24 protein-coding genes are annotated in these 18,309 nt (G+C 32.8%); 9 read left to right on the forward strand and 15 right to left on the reverse strand.

The genetic code is table 11. The features are described from left to right. Positions 1–40: 40 nt before the first annotated feature. The 4 genes from O5637_RS00715 to O5637_RS00730 all read right to left on the reverse strand — a co-directional run bounded on the left by O5637_RS00715 (position 41) and on the right by O5637_RS00730 (position 1,550). Positions 41–307, reverse strand: a complete 267-nt coding sequence (locus tag O5637_RS00715) for a hypothetical protein (RefSeq protein ID WP_269605241.1) — start codon at positions 305–307, stop codon at positions 41–43. A 197-nt stretch (positions 308–504) separates the two neighbouring features. Then, complete coding sequence (locus O5637_RS00720) at positions 505–900, reverse strand: hypothetical protein (protein ID WP_269605243.1); 396 nt, start codon at positions 898–900, stop codon at positions 505–507. An 83-nt stretch (positions 901–983) separates the two neighbouring features. Beyond that, the gene (locus O5637_RS00725; RefSeq protein ID WP_269605245.1) at positions 984–1,160 is read right to left on the reverse strand and encodes a hypothetical protein; all 177 of its coding nucleotides are present in this window, start codon (positions 1,158–1,160) and stop codon (positions 984–986) included. Between the two features lie 174 nt (positions 1,161–1,334). Further along, a complete protein-coding gene (locus O5637_RS00730; protein WP_269605247.1) occupies positions 1,335–1,550 on the reverse strand; it encodes a hypothetical protein in 216 nt (71 codons plus the stop codon). Between the two features lie 218 nt (positions 1,551–1,768). Between O5637_RS00730 and O5637_RS00735 the strand changes: the two genes are divergently transcribed. Both O5637_RS00735 and O5637_RS00740 read left to right on the forward strand, forming a co-directional pair. Continuing rightward, on the forward strand, positions 1,769–2,980 hold the full coding sequence (locus O5637_RS00735) for an NAD(P)/FAD-dependent oxidoreductase (protein WP_269605249.1): 1,212 nt from the start codon (positions 1,769–1,771) through the stop codon (positions 2,978–2,980). Positions 2,981–3,446: 466 nt separating this feature from the next. Further along, on the forward strand, positions 3,447–4,001 hold the full coding sequence (locus tag O5637_RS00740; protein ID WP_269605251.1) for a DoxX family protein: 555 nt from the start codon (positions 3,447–3,449) through the stop codon (positions 3,999–4,001). Between the two features lie 10 nt (positions 4,002–4,011). Here O5637_RS00740 and O5637_RS00745 read toward each other — a convergent pair whose 3' ends face one another. Further along, a complete protein-coding gene (locus O5637_RS00745; protein WP_269605253.1) occupies positions 4,012–4,308 on the reverse strand; it encodes a hypothetical protein in 297 nt (98 codons plus the stop codon). A 284-nt stretch (positions 4,309–4,592) separates the two neighbouring features. On the opposite strand from O5637_RS00745, the gene O5637_RS00750 reads away from it, so the two are divergent. Both O5637_RS00750 and O5637_RS00755 read left to right on the forward strand, forming a co-directional pair. After that, positions 4,593–4,796, forward strand: a complete 204-nt coding sequence (locus tag O5637_RS00750; protein ID WP_011293667.1) for a hypothetical protein — start codon at positions 4,593–4,595, stop codon at positions 4,794–4,796. A 221-nt stretch (positions 4,797–5,017) separates the two neighbouring features. Beyond that, positions 5,018–5,149: a hypothetical protein gene (locus O5637_RS00755; protein ID WP_269605256.1), complete on the forward strand. Its 132-nt coding sequence runs from the start codon at positions 5,018–5,020 to the stop codon at positions 5,147–5,149. A gap of 18 nt (positions 5,150–5,167) precedes the next feature. On the opposite strand, the gene O5637_RS00760 is transcribed toward O5637_RS00755, so the two are convergent. The 3 genes from O5637_RS00760 to mnmH are packed head-to-tail and all read right to left on the reverse strand — an operon-like array spanning position 5,168 to position 7,688. Then, complete coding sequence (locus O5637_RS00760) at positions 5,168–6,244, reverse strand: AI-2E family transporter (RefSeq protein WP_269605258.1); 1,077 nt, start codon at positions 6,242–6,244, stop codon at positions 5,168–5,170. A gap of 9 nt (positions 6,245–6,253) precedes the next feature. Next, positions 6,254–6,595: a photosystem II reaction center protein Psb28 gene (gene psb28, locus O5637_RS00765; protein ID WP_269605259.1), complete on the reverse strand. Its 342-nt coding sequence runs from the start codon at positions 6,593–6,595 to the stop codon at positions 6,254–6,256. Between the two features lie 40 nt (positions 6,596–6,635). Beyond that, positions 6,636–7,688 (reverse strand): tRNA 2-selenouridine(34) synthase MnmH, encoded by a 1,053-nt coding sequence (gene mnmH, locus O5637_RS00770; RefSeq protein ID WP_269605260.1) that lies wholly within the window; start codon positions 7,686–7,688, stop codon positions 6,636–6,638. Positions 7,689–7,729: 41 nt separating this feature from the next. Here mnmH and O5637_RS00775 point away from each other — a divergent pair, with 41 nt between their 5' ends. Both O5637_RS00775 and O5637_RS00780 read left to right on the forward strand, forming a co-directional pair. Beyond that, the gene (locus tag O5637_RS00775) at positions 7,730–8,446 is read left to right on the forward strand and encodes a GUN4 domain-containing protein (RefSeq protein ID WP_269605262.1); all 717 of its coding nucleotides are present in this window, start codon (positions 7,730–7,732) and stop codon (positions 8,444–8,446) included. A 129-nt stretch (positions 8,447–8,575) separates the two neighbouring features. Beyond that, positions 8,576–8,968, forward strand: a complete 393-nt coding sequence (locus O5637_RS00780) for an ATP-binding protein (protein WP_269605264.1) — start codon at positions 8,576–8,578, stop codon at positions 8,966–8,968. A 4-nt stretch (positions 8,969–8,972) separates the two neighbouring features. Here the strand turns inward: O5637_RS00780 and O5637_RS00785 are convergent, their stop codons facing one another. The 3 genes from O5637_RS00785 to glnA form a co-directional block, all read right to left on the reverse strand. Continuing rightward, positions 8,973–9,230 (reverse strand): DUF6439 family protein, encoded by a 258-nt coding sequence (locus O5637_RS00785; protein WP_269605266.1) that lies wholly within the window; start codon positions 9,228–9,230, stop codon positions 8,973–8,975. Positions 9,231–9,280: 50 nt separating this feature from the next. After that, positions 9,281–10,342, reverse strand: a complete 1,062-nt coding sequence (locus tag O5637_RS00790; RefSeq protein ID WP_269605268.1) for a class I SAM-dependent methyltransferase — start codon at positions 10,340–10,342, stop codon at positions 9,281–9,283. Between the two features lie 137 nt (positions 10,343–10,479). Continuing rightward, complete coding sequence (glnA, locus tag O5637_RS00795) at positions 10,480–11,901, reverse strand: type I glutamate--ammonia ligase (protein WP_269605270.1); 1,422 nt, start codon at positions 11,899–11,901, stop codon at positions 10,480–10,482. Positions 11,902–12,127: 226 nt separating this feature from the next. Between glnA and O5637_RS00800 the strand changes: the two genes are divergently transcribed. Then, complete coding sequence (locus O5637_RS00800; RefSeq protein WP_269605272.1) at positions 12,128–13,288, forward strand: pyridoxal-phosphate-dependent aminotransferase family protein; 1,161 nt, start codon at positions 12,128–12,130, stop codon at positions 13,286–13,288. Here the strand turns inward: O5637_RS00800 and O5637_RS00805 are convergent. Next, positions 13,271–13,783 carry a nucleoside deaminase gene (locus O5637_RS00805; RefSeq protein ID WP_269605274.1) on the reverse strand — a complete coding sequence of 171 codons (513 nt, stop codon included), beginning with the start codon at positions 13,781–13,783 and terminating at the stop codon, positions 13,271–13,273. The genes O5637_RS00800 and O5637_RS00805 overlap by 18 nt on opposite strands. Before the next feature lie 107 nt (positions 13,784–13,890). Here O5637_RS00805 and O5637_RS00810 point away from each other — a divergent pair, with 107 nt between their 5' ends. Next, positions 13,891–15,261: a pyridoxal phosphate-dependent decarboxylase family protein gene (locus tag O5637_RS00810; protein ID WP_269605276.1), complete on the forward strand. Its 1,371-nt coding sequence runs from the start codon at positions 13,891–13,893 to the stop codon at positions 15,259–15,261. A 113-nt stretch (positions 15,262–15,374) separates the two neighbouring features. Here the strand turns inward: O5637_RS00810 and O5637_RS00815 are convergent, their stop codons facing one another. From O5637_RS00815 to O5637_RS00825, 3 genes are read right to left on the reverse strand one after another with little or no spacing between them, the layout of a single operon-like run. Next, positions 15,375–16,928, reverse strand: a complete 1,554-nt coding sequence (locus tag O5637_RS00815; RefSeq protein ID WP_420063718.1) for a DUF697 domain-containing protein — start codon at positions 16,926–16,928, stop codon at positions 15,375–15,377. An 18-nt stretch (positions 16,929–16,946) separates the two neighbouring features. Continuing rightward, positions 16,947–17,399, reverse strand: a complete 453-nt coding sequence (gene lspA, locus O5637_RS00820; RefSeq protein ID WP_269605280.1) for a signal peptidase II — start codon at positions 17,397–17,399, stop codon at positions 16,947–16,949. Positions 17,400–17,419: 20 nt separating this feature from the next. Further along, the gene (locus tag O5637_RS00825) at positions 17,420–17,950 is read right to left on the reverse strand and encodes a biotin transporter BioY (RefSeq protein WP_420063719.1); all 531 of its coding nucleotides are present in this window, start codon (positions 17,948–17,950) and stop codon (positions 17,420–17,422) included. A gap of 126 nt (positions 17,951–18,076) precedes the next feature. Between O5637_RS00825 and O5637_RS00830 the strand changes: the two genes are divergently transcribed. Continuing rightward, complete coding sequence (locus tag O5637_RS00830; protein ID WP_269605284.1) at positions 18,077–18,298, forward strand: NAD(P)H dehydrogenase assembly family protein; 222 nt, start codon at positions 18,077–18,079, stop codon at positions 18,296–18,298. Positions 18,299–18,309 lie beyond the last annotated feature (11 nt).

Genomic DNA, 18,309 nt, shown 5'->3' on the forward strand with positions numbered 1-18,309 from the left:
CTTTTAAATTTGAATTTATAAATTTCTTTTTTACTTATTTCTATGAGTAGAAAATAAGTGCAAGACCTTTTTGAGTTAAATAAAATTCTTTCTCTTCTCTACTTAAGTCCATTGCTAATTCCTCTCCTTCTTTTATAGCTTGTTCATAAGGAGGTTTTGAGTGAGAATTTCCTTTGAAAATTGCTGCTATTCCTAATGGAGTCGCATTCCATGCGAAATTAGCTGTTTCTCCAATCGGAGGCTGATTTAACGCTTCTTCAAGAAGATTTGATGAATTTGATTTTGGTCGAGTTGCTGTTGATGTCATGCTTATTTTTAAGATTTCTTATAAAAAGAACTTTTTAGTGATCCTTAAAAGAACAATGCATTCACTTTCTAACTCATTGGATTGTTTTATGCGTCATTTTTGTTGATCTCTGCATTCTTTATAATGGCCCAGCCTTTTAATTATTTACTAGTTTTAGATAGATTTTGATTTAATAAAATCATTTTAAAATATTCATATTATTTATTTTTTTCCATTTCTTGAAATATAATAAATTGTTTAAACTGTTCAAATAACTCTTCGTTAAACTTTTCTCTGGATTTGGATACATTAACCTCTGAATTGTTGTTGTACGGTTTTATGTTGTAAGTTATACCATTATCTGAGATTAATTCATCAAGATCATTATTTCTGGAGTATGAATTATCATTATTATTTTCCTTGCCATAAAGTTTCTTTCTAAATAGATCATTATTACTTTGAATATCAAGTCCCAATCTAGCTTTCAACGCCTCTTCGACTAATATACCTACTACCTTTGACTGGCTTAGTTTTTCTTTATTTGCAATTTTGGTTATTGTCTCTTGAGCCTTAATTGATGGAAGATAGCCAATCCTTTTTCTTATGGAGGGCATATATAGAGATTTAGATTAACTTTAATTTACTTTGGCTTTTGGTTTGATTCTAAATATTTTTTTATTCCTTGACCTAATATTTTTTAAAATATCCAATCAGCCAACATTATTTTTGCTTTCTCAAATTCATTATTAGCCTTAAGCTCATTTATTTTTTTTAGTGCTGAATAAGCCATTTCTCCTTTATCCCAAAAACGAATGTGATTTATAGGGCTTAAAAGATTAGAATCAATACCAGATTTTGTATTTTTTTTAGGCATTAGTCTCTATATAAGGATTTATTTCTAAATTTGAATTAAATATTCATATTCAATTCCAGAATAGACTATTGACTCACCGTTCTATAAAATCCAAAAAAAATACTGAAATAAATTCTATAGGGATTTAGTACTACAAATAGTTGATTTCTCAAATATTTTACTTTGATAAAGTATCTAGTTCTTTTTGTCTTCTGGAAATTCTGGTTTCTCTTTCTTCTTTCTCCTGCCGTCTGAAAGCTCTAGTAAAGTTGAAAGTTGTTCATATACTGATCTGAGTGATGATAACTCTGGCAGTAAACCATCATTCCTGAGGTCTTCATCCATATATCTAAGCTCTTGTCTGACATAGGAGAGAATTGATTTTGCTTCATCTCTTTTTGGGCCAGCCATATTTTTTTAAATTTTTTGAAAAGATACAACAAAAAAGAACTGAATTAATATTTCAACTGCGAATCAAGACAATGTTTCTTTATTTAATATCACTTTTGGTTTAAATTATAATCTTACTTAATTTTTTAATTTATCTTTGACTCAATAAATAAAAGTAATAAATAAATAATTTATATATTATATTATTAATATATAAATTATTGTAAGTTTATTTTTTGATGATTTCAGATCTTGTCATTATTGGTGGTGGAGCCTCTGGTTTTATGGGGGCAATCACAGCTATTAATAGTGGACTTCGATCTGTAGTAATACTAGAAGGTACCTCAAAAGTACTTGAAAAAGTTAGAATTAGTGGTGGTGGTAGATGTAATTTAACTAACTCATGTTGCGAGATCTCAAATTTAGTAAATAATTATCCGAGAGGAGAAAAGCAACTAATAGGTTTATTTAATAGATTTTCTACAACTCAAGCTTTTGATTGGTTTGAAAAAAAAGGACTAAGTCTTAAAATAGAGAAAGATGGCCGAGTATTCCCCAGTTCTGATTCTTCAGAAGAAGTTGTAAAATGTTTGACGTCTGTTGCTAAAAGATCTGGTGTAAAGATATTCACTAATTCTCATGTAAAGCAAATTAGCAAGATAAATGAGGGCTTCAATTTATTAGTTAAAGGAAAGAATTCGTATGAAACAAAAAATGTTTTGATTTGTACTGGGGGGCATCCTAGTGGTCGCAGATTGGCTAAAAGTCTTGGACACTCAATTGTTAAACCTGTGCCATCTCTTTTTTCGTTTTCTTCTTCTGAAAACTCATTAAGAACTTGTTCAGGTATAACTTTGAATGTTCAAATTAAACTTACCGTTAACAAAAAAAGATTTACCGAAACAGGTCCTGTTTTGATTACTCACAAAGGCTTTAGTGGCCCAGTGATTTTAAGGCTCTCTGCATTTGGTGCAAGAAATCTAAACGCAAATAAATACAATGGTGAATTAAGAATAAATTGGCTTTGTATTAATGAGGATGAAGCTAGATTAAAAATTGATTTATATAAATTAGAGAATGGTAAGAAATTAGTATTTAATAATAAACCTTTTCCTAAGATACCTAGAAGCTTATGGAAAGCTCTTCTATCAAGCTTAAATATTGATACCAAATTAAAATGGTCGGATATTTCTAAATTTGAAAAAGAGTCTTTGGTGAAATCTTTAATAATGAAAAAATACTTAATAAATAGTCGTGGTCCTTTTGGTGAGGAATTTGTAACTGCTGGTGGAGTATCACTTAAGGAAATTAATTTTAAAACTATGGAAAGTAAATTATGCAAAGGGCTATTCTTTGCAGGAGAAGTCCTAGATATTGATGGTGTTACTGGCGGTTTTAATTTCCAGCATTGCTGGACAAGTGGATGGGTGGCAGGAAATTCATTTGTTTGAATTTTTCATAAATAGATTTACTCCCTATGTGTGTTTAAGTTCTATACCTTCGAAATACTATTAATATAGATAAATTTATATTTACCCAAGTGAGGCAATTAGTGCCGGTATTGCAACTGCTATTAGACCAACAGCAGCTGTCGCAGTAAGTAATGATGTGCTCACAGCTTATTTGCTTTTAAAGTAATTATACATAATAGATTTTATTGCTCTTGTAAAGATTAATACTATTTATTAGAACTTTCTACGCTCCCTTATCATTGATCAAAATAGTTAATTCAAAGGGCTAAAAATTTAATAAATAAGCTCTAAATTAATTCTTATACTAATTCCTGAAGCACTTAAGATCAAAAGCACCTAGACCTTTACGATGAGTATTAATACTTATCGTAAAGGTCTAGGTGCTTTGCTTCCACGCTTTATGCGCTTACATCTCTAAAGTCCATTGCATTAGTTATGGGTTAAATTGCTCAATTCAATCTTCTATAAATCAGTATTCAAAAATTTTGCTTTTCTTGTTTTAAGAGTTTTTACTGGATCACTTTTAATACATCATGGATTTGAAAAGCTAAATGATATTAACAATTTTGCTGATGCTTTTGTACGCCCTCTGCACCTACCCTTTCCTATTACACTTTCCTACGTGGCTGCGGGGTCTGAAATCGGTGGAAGCTGGTTGTTGATACTCGGCCTTGGTACAAGATTAGGAGCTGCTGCAATACTTGGGACCATGAGTGTAGCTATCTACCATGCAATCGTTACTTCAGGTTTTAATATTTATTTGTTAGAACTTTTAGCGCTTTACTTTGCGTCTGCTTTCTCGATAATTTTGTTGGGACCAGGTATGTTCTCTGCTGATTATCTAATCAAGGAAATACTTAAAACTAGGCTTCATTTTATTACTTCAATTTTTAATAATGATCCATCAAACAAATTACTATTGCCTTCAAATAGTGAATTAAATAAATCTATAAAACAAAAGAAATCATTTGAATTTCCCTTTTCTAGCTTTTTATCTTGATGATGGATAATTATTTTTTACTAACTTCTTTCTTTTTTGTTGATAAGTAGAACCACATCCAAGTGGGTAATGTAATAAAAAAACCAATTAGTATGATATAGCTTCTTGTAGTATTCCAAGCTGCTTCATCACATTTTTCTTTAATTTTGCTAGAAGGGATTACTTTACTGCTTAAATTTCTACAAATATTTAGCCCATGTATACTAAGAGTGCCATAAGTTATGGCTGTTGGGACTGTTGCAAGGGATATTGCGAGTATTAAATTGCCCAGCCTCAGGTTGAGGTCTTTTCTTTTTTGTTGATCCATATATATATTTTTAACCATATCTAAGATATGGCAAAGTATATTTGTTATTTTTTTACAAAGCAGTAAGCCTTTTCGGCATTGGCTCTACAATTTTTACTCTCAATCTTTAAAATTCAATATCTCTCTGATTTTCTTGTAAATAATAGTTTTATATGTTTTATGTAATTAAATTGCTTGAAAGTTTGGAGATAACTTGTGGGTTTATAAATTTTGTAAATTTGTAGATGCTTTATATACTAATATTAGGCTAAGGCTAACTCCTAGTTGCAATTAGCTATTTTATAATGTCCACAAGTAAGAGAGAAGAAGTTAGTTCGCATTTGCGTTATATCAGGCAAGAACTTCGGGACTTGGATCAAATGCTTGGCCAGTATGGCTTATTGCCTGAGTTGTCTGAGCTGAAAGAGGTCTATAACTCTTTAGATGCTCTTCATCAATTACTTTCAGGTAAAGTTAAAAAGAAACCTAAGCCCGAGTTTGACGATTGAAATCATTAATTACTATTTGAATAAAAATTTAAAATAGATTGGATAAATTTTTTATTTTAATGTTTTCTACTATGCATTTTTCAATGGTGCTTGCAAAAAAATAAACTACTAACAAAATATACTTAAGAAAAACAAGTGAACTAATAAATGATGAAACTTGGAAAATCCAGTATAAGAAATGGAAAAAATTAAAACCATATGAAATTAAATTGATTGATGGTGTGCCTAAAAGTCAATCTCAGGCTTGGCTCTTGAATTCAATGTGGTGTGAATGGTTGGATTTGAAAAAAATAAATGTGTCTGAATTATCTGTAAATGACATTTCTTCTTTGAATGATCCTTGGAAAGGCTGATATTATTATCTCTATTATTTACATTCTTGTTGAAAAATAATTTTTTTCTAATATGTCATTAATAATTATTTCTTTAACAAATACCTGAATAACTACAGCCATTGGAATTGCTAACAACAGTCCAAGTGGTCCAAAAAGAATAGTGAATATAAATTGTGCAGTGATTGTTAACCCTGGTAGTAACTTGACTTGCTTGTGCATTATTGAGGGAGTTATTACATAGCTCTCTATATTTTGAATTACTATATATAAGCCAAGAACAGCAACTGCTTTCCATGGAGTATCTAGCAATGCAACAGAAAGAGGGAAAATAGTACTTATTGTTGGGCCTACATTTGGTATAACATTTAATACACCAGCTATTAAAGCATTTGCTATTACAAGTTTTATTCCTAGTAAATAAAGTCCAACAGAAGTAATTATTACTACAAATATTGAGCTTATTAGAACTCCAGCCATCCAACTACTTAAAGCATTACCACATCTTAATAAAATAGTTCTTGCTCTTCTTCTATAAAATGATGGCACTAGTAATATAGCAACCTCTCTGTATGAGTTAGGCTGTAAAGTTATCATTAAGCTGACTGAGATTATAAAGAACAATTGTAGAATTCCTATCCCAACATTACTTACCAAACCAACCAATTTTGTGATGCTATCTGTTACACCACTAGCAAGAGTTGCACCATCTGGAATCATGCTAATCTTATTTGTCAAGATTGTTCTATCGGATAAATTAGGAATATTATCTTTATATATAATCTCAGCAAAATTGAAAAAGGTATTTATTGAAAGTTCCCATAGTTTGCTTACCGCTGATGGTATTTGATTGATTAATTCTTGAAATTCGCTTGTGAATTGCGGGATTATTATTACTATTGAAATACTTGAAATTAGTAATATGGAAATTATTGTTAATACTAAAGATACCCACCTAGGAATTTTAAGAAAAACTCGTATTTTGCCAGTAATAGTACAAAGAGCCATGGCTATGATTATTGCAGCAAAAAATAATATGATTATTTCTCTTAAACCCCATAAAATTAATACAGAAATAATTAAAGCTGTAATAGATAGAAAGCTAGTCGTTTTCAATTTGATTAATTAATTATTAGAGAGAGAATTTGCATGCCTGGAGGCGAAACGCAAAAATCTCTTGAATTCTTTTTCTGTATTCCAATTATAAGTAGACTTTAGTTCCTTTACATGATCTTCTGAAATAGATAAATCTATTTTTTTAGTTGTGAGCTCACCTTCGGAATCTATTAAATACATTTTCTGTACTAATTTGTAATTCTTTAGTGTAATTGTTGTAGGTTTAACAAATTTATATACTGCTTTACCTCTTTTGCCATCTTGATTCCTATACAAACGTATTTCAGGATGATTTTTCTCGCTCTTACCTTTTATAAATTGAATCGCTACATTCTCATTGCTTTCAGTCATTTTTCGTTGGATTTAATTAATATACTTATCCTTTAAAAAACTATAAGGGATTAAGGTTCTCATTTAAGATTTTATTTAAAGATGATTTTATGTTTAGTCCACTAAGATTAATTGAATTTATATTGTTTGTTTTTTTTAGTTCATATTCATAACACTTATCATAATAATCAAGCATAGCTTCACAGGCTTTTGACCATTCTTTTTTCTCAATAGCAATTAATGCCTCTTTTGTTCTTTGTGGCCCTAATCTTTTTTTTATTCTATTTACAGCATCTTTTAATTCAGTTTGAGAATTTTGACTATAAAGATTGACTAAATTTTCCACACGTTCATTTTTAGTCTTTATTATTTCAATGATTGGTGCTTTTTTCATTTTTGTATACAAATTATTTGGTATGCGACATTTTCCTAGATTAGAACTTTCAGCTTCAATCCATATCTCAACAGCCTTGGTTTTGTGAAACTCATCAAGAGATTCTGCGAGAATATTTTCAAATTGTTGTGTTGTAGGTTGTTCCTTCATCCCTAATGAACCAAAACTACTTCCTCTATGATTGGCAATTCCCTCTAGATCAATTACATGTATATTTTCTTTGTTGATGTAATTTAGTAGATCTGTCTTTCTTGTGCCTGTTTTACCTCCGATAAGTCTTATGGGTAAATCAGCCTCAAATTGATTTAAAGCCCATTTTCTATAGCTTTTGTATCCACCCTCTAATAAATATGTATTAATACCAATTGTTCGTGCAAGCCAGGCAAAGGCACTAGATCTCATGCCACCTCTCCAGCAATATAATCTTAATGATGTATTTCCCCCTTCTTCTTTTGTTGTCAATTGAAGGACTCTATTTAATAGTTTTTTAATGTTAGGAAGAGTTACTTTTAATCCATTAAATATTGCTTTTAAGCGATTCTCTTTTTTATAGCTTTTACCAATTATTTCTCTTTCGATATCAGAAAATAAGGGGATGTTAATAGCGCCAGGCCAATGACCTTGACAAAATTCGCTAGGACTTCTTACATCAACAATTGGACTGCTTAAATTTCGAAAATCCGTTAAGGGGTAGCTCTTGTTGGTAGGTTTCTCTGACATAGTATTAGTTCCTAGGTCATTTTAGGGCTGCAGTAGAATCAATGACTGAAGAAAAAGCACATCCAAGTAAGGAGAGCATAGAGGATTTATTGAAGTCTTTTAAGATGGCTTCAGAAAGAAAACGACTTGCGTCTTTAAGTGGTTTAGAAGAAAGGGCTGAAGAGCTTACTAGCCTTGGAGCAAGTTTGATGTCTGGATTTGATCCTGGTATTTGTGACTGGACTCCTGGCTTCATTTTGCAACTCATTCATAAAACTGATGAAAATTTCATAAAAAATACTCTTAATTGCGATGATTTTTCTTGGTTTGAGGCCCCATCAGAAGTTGGTATCGATTATTCACCTCTTCAGGGCTATTTATTAAATGAATGCTATGAGGATGCTGACCGCTTTACAAGTTCAAAACTTAGAGAACTTGCAGGCGAAAAGGCGGTAAAAAGAGGATATGTTTATTTTTCCGAGGTTGAATCAATACCTTCTATTGATTTATTAACTTTGGATAAGCTATGGATTGTTTATTCCAGAGGGAAATTTGGCTTTACTGTTCAAGCAAAAATATTAGATTCATTAGGTGGAAGATATGACAAGCTTTGGCCTCGAATTGGTTGGAAAAAAGATGGAATATGGACTAGATATCCTAAAGCGTTTGATTGGTCAATTGAAGCACCAAATGGTCATATGCCTTTGGTTAATCAACTGAGAGGTGTTCGATTGATGGATGCCTTGCTAAACCATCAAGGATTTAAAGCTAAAAGTTGACCATTTAATTATTAATGCTTAATTTTTTCTCATAGAATACTATTTATGACTTAAGTTGAAAAATGTATTTAGCTTCAAGGCTAATTCTTTGAAAATAAGATTAATCTACAAGGAATATTTAAATTAATTGTGAATCATTATAAAAATTGGGCTGTATTTATTCATCCCTCTACTTTAAAACTAGCATCATTTGTTGAAACTCTTTTAGAACCTGTAAAATGTAGAGAAACAGCAAAAAAGATTGAATTGGGATTGCATGAGGCTCTTGTAAATGCTGTGGTTCACGGAAACTTGTCTAATCCTAAAAAAATTATTCGTGTTAGAAGAATTCTTACTCCTAACTGGTTCGTTTGGCAAATTCAAGATGAAGGATTAGGCATAGTAAAAAATAAAAGGTTGAGTTCTTTACCTTTGGAAATTGATGTTAATAGTGGACGAGGAATTTATTTAATTCATAAGTGTTTTGATGATGTCAGATGGAGTAGTAAAGGTAATAGACTTCAATTATCACTAAAGAAATAAGTCTTTAATGACTTTTACATCCTGTATCTTTTATTTCTTCTCTTATCCATAATAAGGCTTGATTAAGTAAGTCTTCTATTTCTTCGTCCTCACCATCATTAATTAATTGTGAAATTGCGGAAATAATTAATTCAGCACTTCTTCTTTTTTTGTTTCCCCTAAATTCATGCCAGTTGTAATTATTAAGACTGATTTCATCATGGAGCTCCCTAACAAGTAACTTAACTTTTTCTGGCCAAATGTAGTTGTATTTTTTTACCATAATACTAAATTACTTGTGATTTTTTTATATTATTTTTTTTTGATTAAAAATCAAACTTGTTTGTTTGCCTTCCATACTTTAGTCATGAAATGGGATTCAGAAGTTATTGAGGAAAACCCACTTTCTTCTAATCTTAGGTTTATGTTATCAACTATGTAATCTCTATAATATGGTTCATGGAATATTTTATGAAAGTTTTCCATGATTGGAGTGAATTTTGGAGAATCTTCTATTTGAATCGAGTCTGCAAGAACAAGTGTTCCGCCAGGTTCTAACAATCTAAAGCATTCGTTCAAAACATTTTGGCGCGCATCTCTAGGGAGTTCGTGAAATAGAAAAACACAAGTTAATGCTTGAAAACTCTCCGATTTATAGGGCATTTTTTCTGCATTTCCTTTTGTCAGTTGAACAAGATCACCACTTCTGGAACTTAGATATTTACTTGCTTGCTTTAGATATGAACCTGACAAATCAAGACCATAAAGTTCAACTTGAGGTAATGCACTTTGTATTTGCTGGAGTGTTCTTCCAGTTCCTGTAGCTATATCTAAAACTTTTACTTTCTTTGATTTTTCAGTTAAATATTTTCTTAGTCCGGTTTTCAAAGGAGATAAGACTCTTCGTCTCATAGAGTCGGCCGTTCCATTGAAAAGAATTTCAACTTGTAAATCATAAATTTCAGCAGAGTGTTCACTTAGGTAACCATCTGTTTGGTGATGAAAATTTTGTAAATAGTAGTCAGGGTAATCTTCCTCATTTATATTTCTGGGGATTTCTCTAGTTTTATTTTTTTTACGCCTCTTCCAAGTTTGGGGCATATCTAGCCAAACCAAGGGATATTTCTTTGCCCATTCCAACCATGGAGCTTCGAACAGCTGGGATTTTGGGTAAATTCCTGCCTCTGCCTCTTTCCAATCAATAATTTCAAGATTTTCCATTGATCTTCTAACTTCTTTTATTAGTTCTTGATTGATTGGGAATTCCCCTGGAACTGCTTCAGGTGCAAACACTTCCATTAACTTTGTACTCAACTCTTTATGCGCTAACCCAGCAAGAGTTTTTCCTTGTTGGAGAGTGTGATATGCAAATTTTTTAAGGCTTGGCGCTGCCATGAACCAGTTATTAATTTCTGTATTATCTAACAGATTTAATTGATTGGTGACGAGTTAAATAAAAAAAAATTAAGGTCTATGCATATTTCTACATAGACCTTAATTGTGTAATCTAAAAAATAAAAAAGAGATAGATTTTAGGCGTCGTAGTACATAGTGAATTCATGAGGATGAGGCCTTTGTCTTAGTTGCTGAACTTCTTCGTATTTAAGTTCTATCCAGTTATTAATGAAATCATCTGTAAATACGCCACCTTCAGTCAAATAACTGTTGTCACTTTTTAATGCCTCTAGAGCATCGTTTAATGAGGAGGGAACAGTGTCTATTTTTGCTAATTCATCTGATGGGAGTTCAAAGAGGTCAACATCGACTCCATCTCCCGGGTCAATTTGATTCTTGATTCCATCAATACCTGCCATCATCATTGCTGAAAAAGCAATGTAAGGGTTAGCTAAGGCATCACCAGAACGGAATTCAAGTCTCTTTGCTTTAGGACTTGGTCCGGTTAAAGGAATTCTTACTGCAGCTGATCTATTGCCTTGTGAATAAACTAAATTTACTGGAGCTTCGAAACCTGGAACTAATCTTTTGTAGCTATTGGTGGTTGGATTTGTGAATGCTAGAAAAGAAGGAGCATGCTTAAGTATTCCTCCTATATACCATTTAGCCGTTTGAGATAAATTGGCGTAGGTGCCCTCTCCGTAAAATAAAGGTTGACCGCCTTTCCATAAGCTTTGGTGAACATGCATTCCTGTTCCATTGTCATTGAAGACTGGTTTAGGCATAAAAGTTGCAGTCTTTCCATATTTTTTGGCTACATTTCTTACTATGTATTTGTAAATCATTACATTGTCTGCTGCGTTTATTAGAGGAGCAAATTTCATTCCCAATTCATGTTGGCCAGCTCCGGCTACTTCATGGTGATGTTTCTCAATTGGTATTCCCAATTCACCCATCAGCAGAAGCATCTCAGACCTCATGTCTTGAGCTGTATCGTTAGGGGAGACTGGGAAATATCCTTCTTTTAGTTGAATTTTATATCCAAGATTTCCTCCTTCCTCTACCCTCCCTGTATTCCATGGGGCTTCTATGGTATCTACGCTGTAAAAACTTCCACCTTCACCTGAGTTATATCTGACATCATCGAAAATAAAGAATTCTGGTTCAGGGCCGAAGAAGGCTGCATCTGCAACACTCGTGCTTCCTAAATAATCCAATGCTTTTTGTGCCAATGCTCTTGGACATCTGGCATAGGGCTCTCCACTTCTTGGCTCTTGAATTGAGCAAATAAGGCTGAGAGTTTTATGGTGATAAAAAGGGTCTATCCAGCTTGTGGAAGGATCTGGAACCATCGCCATATCAGATTCGTTTATAGCTTTCCAACCGCGAATGGAAGAGCCATCAAATGCAAGTCCTTCTGTAAAAGAGCTTTCTTCAATGAGATCTGAAGCTACGGTTAAATGTTGCCATTTACCGTGTAAGTCAGCGAATTTTAAATCTATTAGCTCGATGCCCTCATCCTTGATTTGACGTAGAACATCTTGAGAGGTCTTGCTCATGATGAATTTAATTTGCAACAGATATACTTAATTATGAACGTAATAACCGATTGCATCTCTTTTTGTATTAAGAAGCACTTTTTTTAGATTTTTAACAGAAAACTTTGATTGTTTTTTGTCTAGTAGGACAATTCTAGCAAATTCCTATTGCAATACCTAAAAAAAACACCCCGACTTTGCCTATCGCCTTTTAGGCTCTTATAGATATAAAAAGCGATCTGTTTTCTTGGCCACTCAAATTCTTCCTTCTGTTGATAATCAACATCGTAAAGATTTTGGTCCAACTGTCTCTCCTGAAAGGTTATTGCTTGGGCCTGGCCCATCAAATGCAGATCCTGCTGTTCTGAAAGCTCTCTCTCAGCCTCCCATTGGTCATTTGGACCCTTTCTATGTGGATTTGATGAGTGAGGTTCAAGAGTTGCTTAGATATGCTTGGCAAACTAGCAATCGGTTAACACTTCCAATGAGTGGTACAGGAAGTGCCGCAATGGAGGCAACTCTAGCAAATGTTGTTGAGCCAGAAGATACGGTTTTAGTTGCTATCAAAGGATATTTTGGACATCGACTTGCGGATATGGCAGGTAGATATAAGGCAAATGTAGAAACTATTCAGAAGGATTGGGGTAAAGCATTCTCACTTGAGGAAATAGAAGATGCATTAAAAAAATATAACCCAACTGTTTTGGCAATTGTTCATGCCGAAACATCAACTGGTGTTTGTCAACCTATGGATGGAATTGGTGATTTATGCAGAAAATATAATTGTTTACTTCTTGTCGATACTGTTACTTCTTTGGGAGGAGTTCCTCTTTATTTGGATGAGTGGAAAATTGATTTGGCTTACAGCTGCAGTCAAAAAGGGTTAAGTTGCCCTCCAGGACTAGGTCCTTTTTCAATGAATCAGAGAGCTGAAAATAAAATGACTAATAGAAAAGATAAAGTTCCAAACTGGTATTTAGATGTCTCTTTGCTAAATAAATATTGGGGCAGTGATCGTGTATATCATCATACGGCTCCTGTAAACATGAATTTTGGCATTCGAGAAGCTCTTAGATTGTTGGCTGAAGAAGGATTGGAAGTTTCATGGGATAGACATACAAAAAATGCCAAATCTCTTTGGAATGCCTTAGAAAATATTGATTTGGAATTACATGTAAAGGAAGAATTGCGCTTGCCTACTTTAACGACAGTGAAAATACCTGAGGGAGTTGATGGTAAAGCTTTTACCAAGCATTTACTAAATAACTTTGGGGTTGAGATAGGAGGTGGCCTTGGTGATCTTGCTGGAAAAGTATGGAGAATTGGTTTAATGGGATATAACTCGACCTCTACTAATGTAGAGAAAATAATAAATATTTTTGAAACTGAATTACCTAAGTTTAGATAAAATTTTATCTCTAGATAAAACTCTTTTGTCTTTAAACCAATCTACAATTATCTTTCTAGATTCTTCTTCCATTATTCCTCTTTCAATCAACATGTTGTGATGAGCACTTTTATGTTCCGCAAGATTGATAGTTCCACCTAGTGCGCCTCTTTTTGGGTCTTCAGATCCATAGATAATCCTTCCCATCCTTGCTTGTATTAGAGCGCCTGCACACATCGGACATGGCTCCAGATTTACTATCAATGTACAGTCATTAAATCTCCAATCATTATTTATCCAAGAAGCTTGTCTGAGAGCTACTAATTCAGCATGACCTAAAGGATCTTTCAGTGCCTCCCTTCTATTTCCTCCATATCCTATACATCTTCCTCTTTTGTCGAGAATAACTGCGGCGATTGGAACTTCCCCTCCTTCTCCCACAAGCTTTGCTTTGGTTAGCAATCTTGCCATCCACTTTGTTTTTTCTTTCTGACTTAGTTCGATTGGTTTTGACAATTTTTTAGGTGTTTGGATAATTATCAAATAAAATGGTTATCTAGAGATTAATCATTTTTTTGGTTTGAACTGGATCATCCAATACTACAAATAGAGACTTATTTTCTTTGGACCCTTTTGCATCACCTCACAATTTAGATAAAGAACTATATTCTTTACTTGTTCAAGCTTCAAGTAATCTTTGTGATTGGTTTTCCGAATCAGGTAGTCAAGGTCCAATACCTGATTCATTTGACTTGCCAGAGTTCTTCCCGGCAAAACAAGGCGTTTCCAATAAAGTTTTATTGAGCGAACTTCAAGTATTAATGAATGGTTCCTATCGACCAGCTCATCCAGGTTCCCTTGCTCATTTAGATCCACCTCCTCTATCAGCTTCAATTGTTGGAGAGCTGATTTGTGCAGGTTTAAATAATAATCTTTTAGCCGAAGAATTATCACCTAGCTTGTCATACTTGGAAAGAGACCTATGTAAATGGTTTTGTCAGAAGTTGTGTCTTGGTGATATTTCTGGAGGTGTAGCAGCAAGTGGGGGGAGTTTAAGTAATTTAATGGCTTTAGTAATTGCAAGAAATATTGCTGGACTAGAGAGTGATCCGAGTGCTGTCTTTTTTGCTAGTGATGATTGCCATGTCTCATTCTCAAAAAATCTGCGGATAATGGGTTTGAAACAGGAATCTCTTCAAAGAGTTCCTACTGATGAAAATGGTAAATTAATAATTTCTAATTTATATTTAAGTTTAAATAAAATTAAATCTGAGGGTAAGAAATGCTTCGCTGTTGTCGCGACAGCAGGAACTACTGTCAGAGGAGCTATTGACCCACTCTCTGAAATCGCTGAATTTTGCCAAAAGGAAAAAGTCTGGCTTCATGTCGATGGTGCAATTGGTGGGATTTATGGCCTATCCACAAAGACTTCAGGTATTGTTCAAGGTTTGGGCTCTGCCGACTCAATAACTGTTAATCCACAGAAATTGTTGGGTATAGCAAAAACTTCTTCTTTGCTACTTGTAGCTAATAAAAATCACCTTTCTTCTACTTTTTCAACTGGACTACCTTATGCAGAACCAATTACAGGGAATGACTTTCATGGAGGAGAACTTGGAATTCAGGGAACTAGATCCGCCGAGGCCTTGAAATTGTGGGTTGGCTTAAGACAATTAGGTGAAGAGGGTATTGAAAAAATACTTTTGGATTCTATTAGACGAAGATGTTATTTAGAATCAATAATTGATTCATCAAAATTTAAAATAATATCTGGACCACTTCATCTTTTGGCTATAACGCCAATCAATTATACTTCTTCTCAAGCGGCGGATTGGTCTATAAAAACAAGAAGCTCATTGTTGGACAATAATTTTATGCTCTCAAGGCCAATGTATGGAAATCGATATTATTTAAAAGCTGTTATGGGAAATCCCAATACTAAATTTGATGATATAAAAATTTTAGCTAATCTTATTAATCAATCAATTATTTGATTTTAAAATGAATAATGATTTTTTTAACAAAAAAAATATACTTGCTTTAGCAACGGCTTTAATATCAATTACTATTGGCCTAATTTATTTGGCATTGGTTTTTGTTTTGGATTTTAGAGGTCCGATGAGCCCTCCACCTTCCGAGGCTTTGATCTCGGCGGTAGTTTTTTAAATTTATTTTCCACTAAAGGATCAATAACCCTCTCATAAGCTCTTCGTATAAAACTTTTGAAATACTCATCTCTTTTATTTAAGTTGTAATGAAATTCAACAACTTCTTGGATTCCACCATCTCCCCAATTTTGGTCTTGTTGGAAATAAGTTATAAAACTTGCTCCTGCAATTCTAGTAAGCCAGGATACACTTACACCTTGAATTACTTTGCTAACAATTAATGTTGGGAGTGACAGACTTAATGTTGAGCTTATTAGTGAAACTCCACCTTGAACTAAACCCATAGTTGCAAGAGTTTTTCCTACCGAAATTGCTAAATTCTTTGCTCTTTCTTTTGTAATTTCAACACCATAGATTTTTGCTATCTCAATAACCATTTGAGCATTAACAGCCGCTGCGGCGATCATATCGACAACGGGTAATGGTGTCAGTATTAATGCTCCGCTGCTGAGCCAACCATACTTGTCAACACACTTTTTGGCTGATTGACTCCTTTGCTTAACTAATAATTTTTTACCTTCTTTCCCAAGATTGCTGCATTGAATCAATATATTATCTGCGATTAGCTCTTCACCTTCTTCATGAAGTATATTTGCTAATCTTCTAATTAAAATATCGATTTCAGGTTCTGGTTGATATGGCTTTTTGCCAGGGATTGCAATTGTCTGAGGAGATGCGGATGTACAAATAATATCTTTTGTCTCAATAAAATCACTACATCTGGAATTTAGAATTTCTATTAATCTTTTTTCTTCATTTTCTCCTCTTAAATCTATTTTATTGAGAACAAGTAAGAGTCTTTTGCCTGATTTAGATAAACTCCTGATTATTCTTGTTTCTTCAGAACGTAAATCTCCTTCTATTACTACTAATATTAAATCAGCTTTTCTTGCTTCTAATAATGCACTCTTTTCCCTTTCTCTGCCTCCTTTACCCGCTTCTAATATTCCAGGTGTATCAATAATTCTTATCCCTCTTGACAGCCCTTTGAGTTTTAAACGGAAGGTCTCTTTTCCTATTGTGGTTCCCATCTCAGGACTAACTTTACCTACTATTCTTTGTAAAAGAGCTCTTATTAGTGAGGTTTTACCACTAGAGCCAATTCCAAAAACTACTAAAAAAATATCTCCTCTATCTAACTCTAATGAAACTCTATCCTTTTCATCCTTTAGGGCTTTTGCTTTGACTTTATCATTAATTAATCTGATTAACTGATCAATACTTTTTAATGATTTACCTGCAGCTTGCTTTTTGTTAATTAATGAAAAATCAATTGAATTCTTATCACTCTTAATCTGAAATATCGATTGCAGACTATTTTTTAACCAATCTATTTTCTTTGAATAATATAAACCGGCTATTAATAAAAATGTAATTAATACGGCAGGAATATTGATTAATCTAATTATTGCTCCAACTAAGCCTACAAATATCAAACTAATTAAAGTTATAAACATATATAAGATTATTTTTTTTGAATTATAAGTTTTCATGTAATAATTACTATTTGTTTAATAATATATTTTTGATTTGTGTTTAATTATATCAATTATAAAACATATTACAGCAATATTTATTGATACATCTGCTAAATTGAAAATAGGAAAATTAATTGGAACTAGCTCTAGAAAGTCAAGTACATAACCTTTAAATAATCTATCAATACCATTGCCTACAGTCCCGCCTAAAAGATATGCAAGTCCAATAAAATTCCAATAGGATTTTGGTGGTGACCTTAAAATAATTGTAATTAATAATAATGAGGCGACAACACTTGTAATTGTAAGAAAGTTAGTTGAGTTGCTAAAAAGACTAAATGCAGCTCCTTTGTTTTGTACTAGGGTGAAATTTAATAAATTAGGTATAATATTTTTTGTTCTTTCAAAGCCTAATGTACTTAATACTAAGTACTTACTAACTTGATCTGATAAAACAATAAAAAGAGAGTAAATTAGTATTTTCATTTTTCTACTCTTGCAAGAAATCATTTTACTATTAATATACGTTTTAATAATATTGAAAATAGACTTATTGATATGCATAGTAATAATTGATTTGGAAAAGGTATTAAAGTATTTATCAAAATAAGATCGGATAATGAATTCGACCAGTTTCCAAATATTTTACCAAAAATTAGATAAATAATACCTGTAATATGCACAATGCATAATGATATAACTGTATAAAATGAATAATTGATTAAATTAGCTTTCGAAGCCTTTTTTGATAAAAAACCACATGTCCAAGCAGCAGGAATAAATCCCAATAAGTACCCAAATTCATTAGTTAAGATATAACCAACACTTCCTCCTCCATGAAAAATAGGTAAATAGAATAACCCTATAATCAAATACGAAATTGCAGAAATTGTTCCTATTTCGGGTCCACAAAGCAATGAAGTCAAAAGCAGCCCTTGGATTTGCCAGTTGCTTTGAAGTGAGATGTTTGAGAGGGATAGGTCTTCTTGAGGAAAAATTATTGATGATGGTATCATTGCGCATATTATGATTAACATTACGCCTGTTATTGCTTTTAATCCGCTACTAAATTTGTGCAATGAATTTAATTAGCATATCTTATATATTATTATTTACAAATTGATTGATATGTCAATAAGATCATTCATAGTTATTTAGTCAAAATGAAATTTCAGGTTGGAGAAAAAGTAGCCTTGCAGGTTCCTTTGCCTTATTTGAAGACATCAGATTCTGTATCAATACTGAGACCGCCGGATCTAGTCTCTCTCGATGAGGTTGGCATAATAATTGGAATAAGACCAAATGATTTATTAGAAGTGAAATTTAGAAGAGGTAATTTCTTGATTCCTTCTGAAAGACTTAAGATTTTGGGTAAAGATAGCTGACAATTAAATGA

This window comes from Prochlorococcus marinus str. MIT 0917 (genome assembly GCF_027359575.1).
In the GTDB taxonomy this organism is placed as follows: domain Bacteria; phylum Cyanobacteriota; class Cyanobacteriia; order PCC-6307; family Cyanobiaceae; genus Prochlorococcus_B; species Prochlorococcus_B marinus_D.

Coding starts and splice junctions, on each gene's coding strand:
- O5637_RS00715 (WP_269605241.1), bottom strand. CDS start 307: ATGACATCAACAGCAACTCGACCAAAATCAAATTCATCAAATCTTCTT.
- O5637_RS00720 (WP_269605243.1), bottom strand. CDS start 900: ATGCCCTCCATAAGAAAAAGGATTGGCTATCTTCCATCAATTAAGGCT.
- O5637_RS00725 (WP_269605245.1), bottom strand. CDS start 1,160: ATGCCTAAAAAAAATACAAAATCTGGTATTGATTCTAATCTTTTAAGC.
- O5637_RS00730 (WP_269605247.1), bottom strand. CDS start 1,550: ATGGCTGGCCCAAAAAGAGATGAAGCAAAATCAATTCTCTCCTATGTC.
- O5637_RS00735 (WP_269605249.1), top strand. CDS start 1,769: ATGATTTCAGATCTTGTCATTATTGGTGGTGGAGCCTCTGGTTTTATG.
- O5637_RS00745 (WP_269605253.1), bottom strand. CDS start 4,308: ATGGATCAACAAAAAAGAAAAGACCTCAACCTGAGGCTGGGCAATTTA.
- O5637_RS00750 (WP_011293667.1), top strand. CDS start 4,593: ATGTCCACAAGTAAGAGAGAAGAAGTTAGTTCGCATTTGCGTTATATC.
- psb28 (WP_269605259.1), bottom strand. CDS start 6,595: ATGACTGAAAGCAATGAGAATGTAGCGATTCAATTTATAAAAGGTAAG.
- mnmH (WP_269605260.1), bottom strand. CDS start 7,688: ATGTCAGAGAAACCTACCAACAAGAGCTACCCCTTAACGGATTTTCGA.
- O5637_RS00775 (WP_269605262.1), top strand. CDS start 7,730: ATGACTGAAGAAAAAGCACATCCAAGTAAGGAGAGCATAGAGGATTTA.
- O5637_RS00785 (WP_269605266.1), bottom strand. CDS start 9,230: ATGGTAAAAAAATACAACTACATTTGGCCAGAAAAAGTTAAGTTACTT.
- O5637_RS00790 (WP_269605268.1), bottom strand. CDS start 10,342: ATGGCAGCGCCAAGCCTTAAAAAATTTGCATATCACACTCTCCAACAA.
- glnA (WP_269605270.1), bottom strand. CDS start 11,901: ATGAGCAAGACCTCTCAAGATGTTCTACGTCAAATCAAGGATGAGGGC.
- O5637_RS00815 (WP_420063718.1), bottom strand. CDS start 16,928: ATGAAAACTTATAATTCAAAAAAAATAATCTTATATATGTTTATAACT.
- lspA (WP_269605280.1), bottom strand. CDS start 17,399: ATGAAAATACTAATTTACTCTCTTTTTATTGTTTTATCAGATCAAGTT.
- O5637_RS00825 (WP_420063719.1), bottom strand. CDS start 17,950: ATGTTAATCATAATATGCGCAATGATACCATCATCAATAATTTTTCCT.
- O5637_RS00830 (WP_269605284.1), top strand. CDS start 18,077: ATGAAATTTCAGGTTGGAGAAAAAGTAGCCTTGCAGGTTCCTTTGCCT.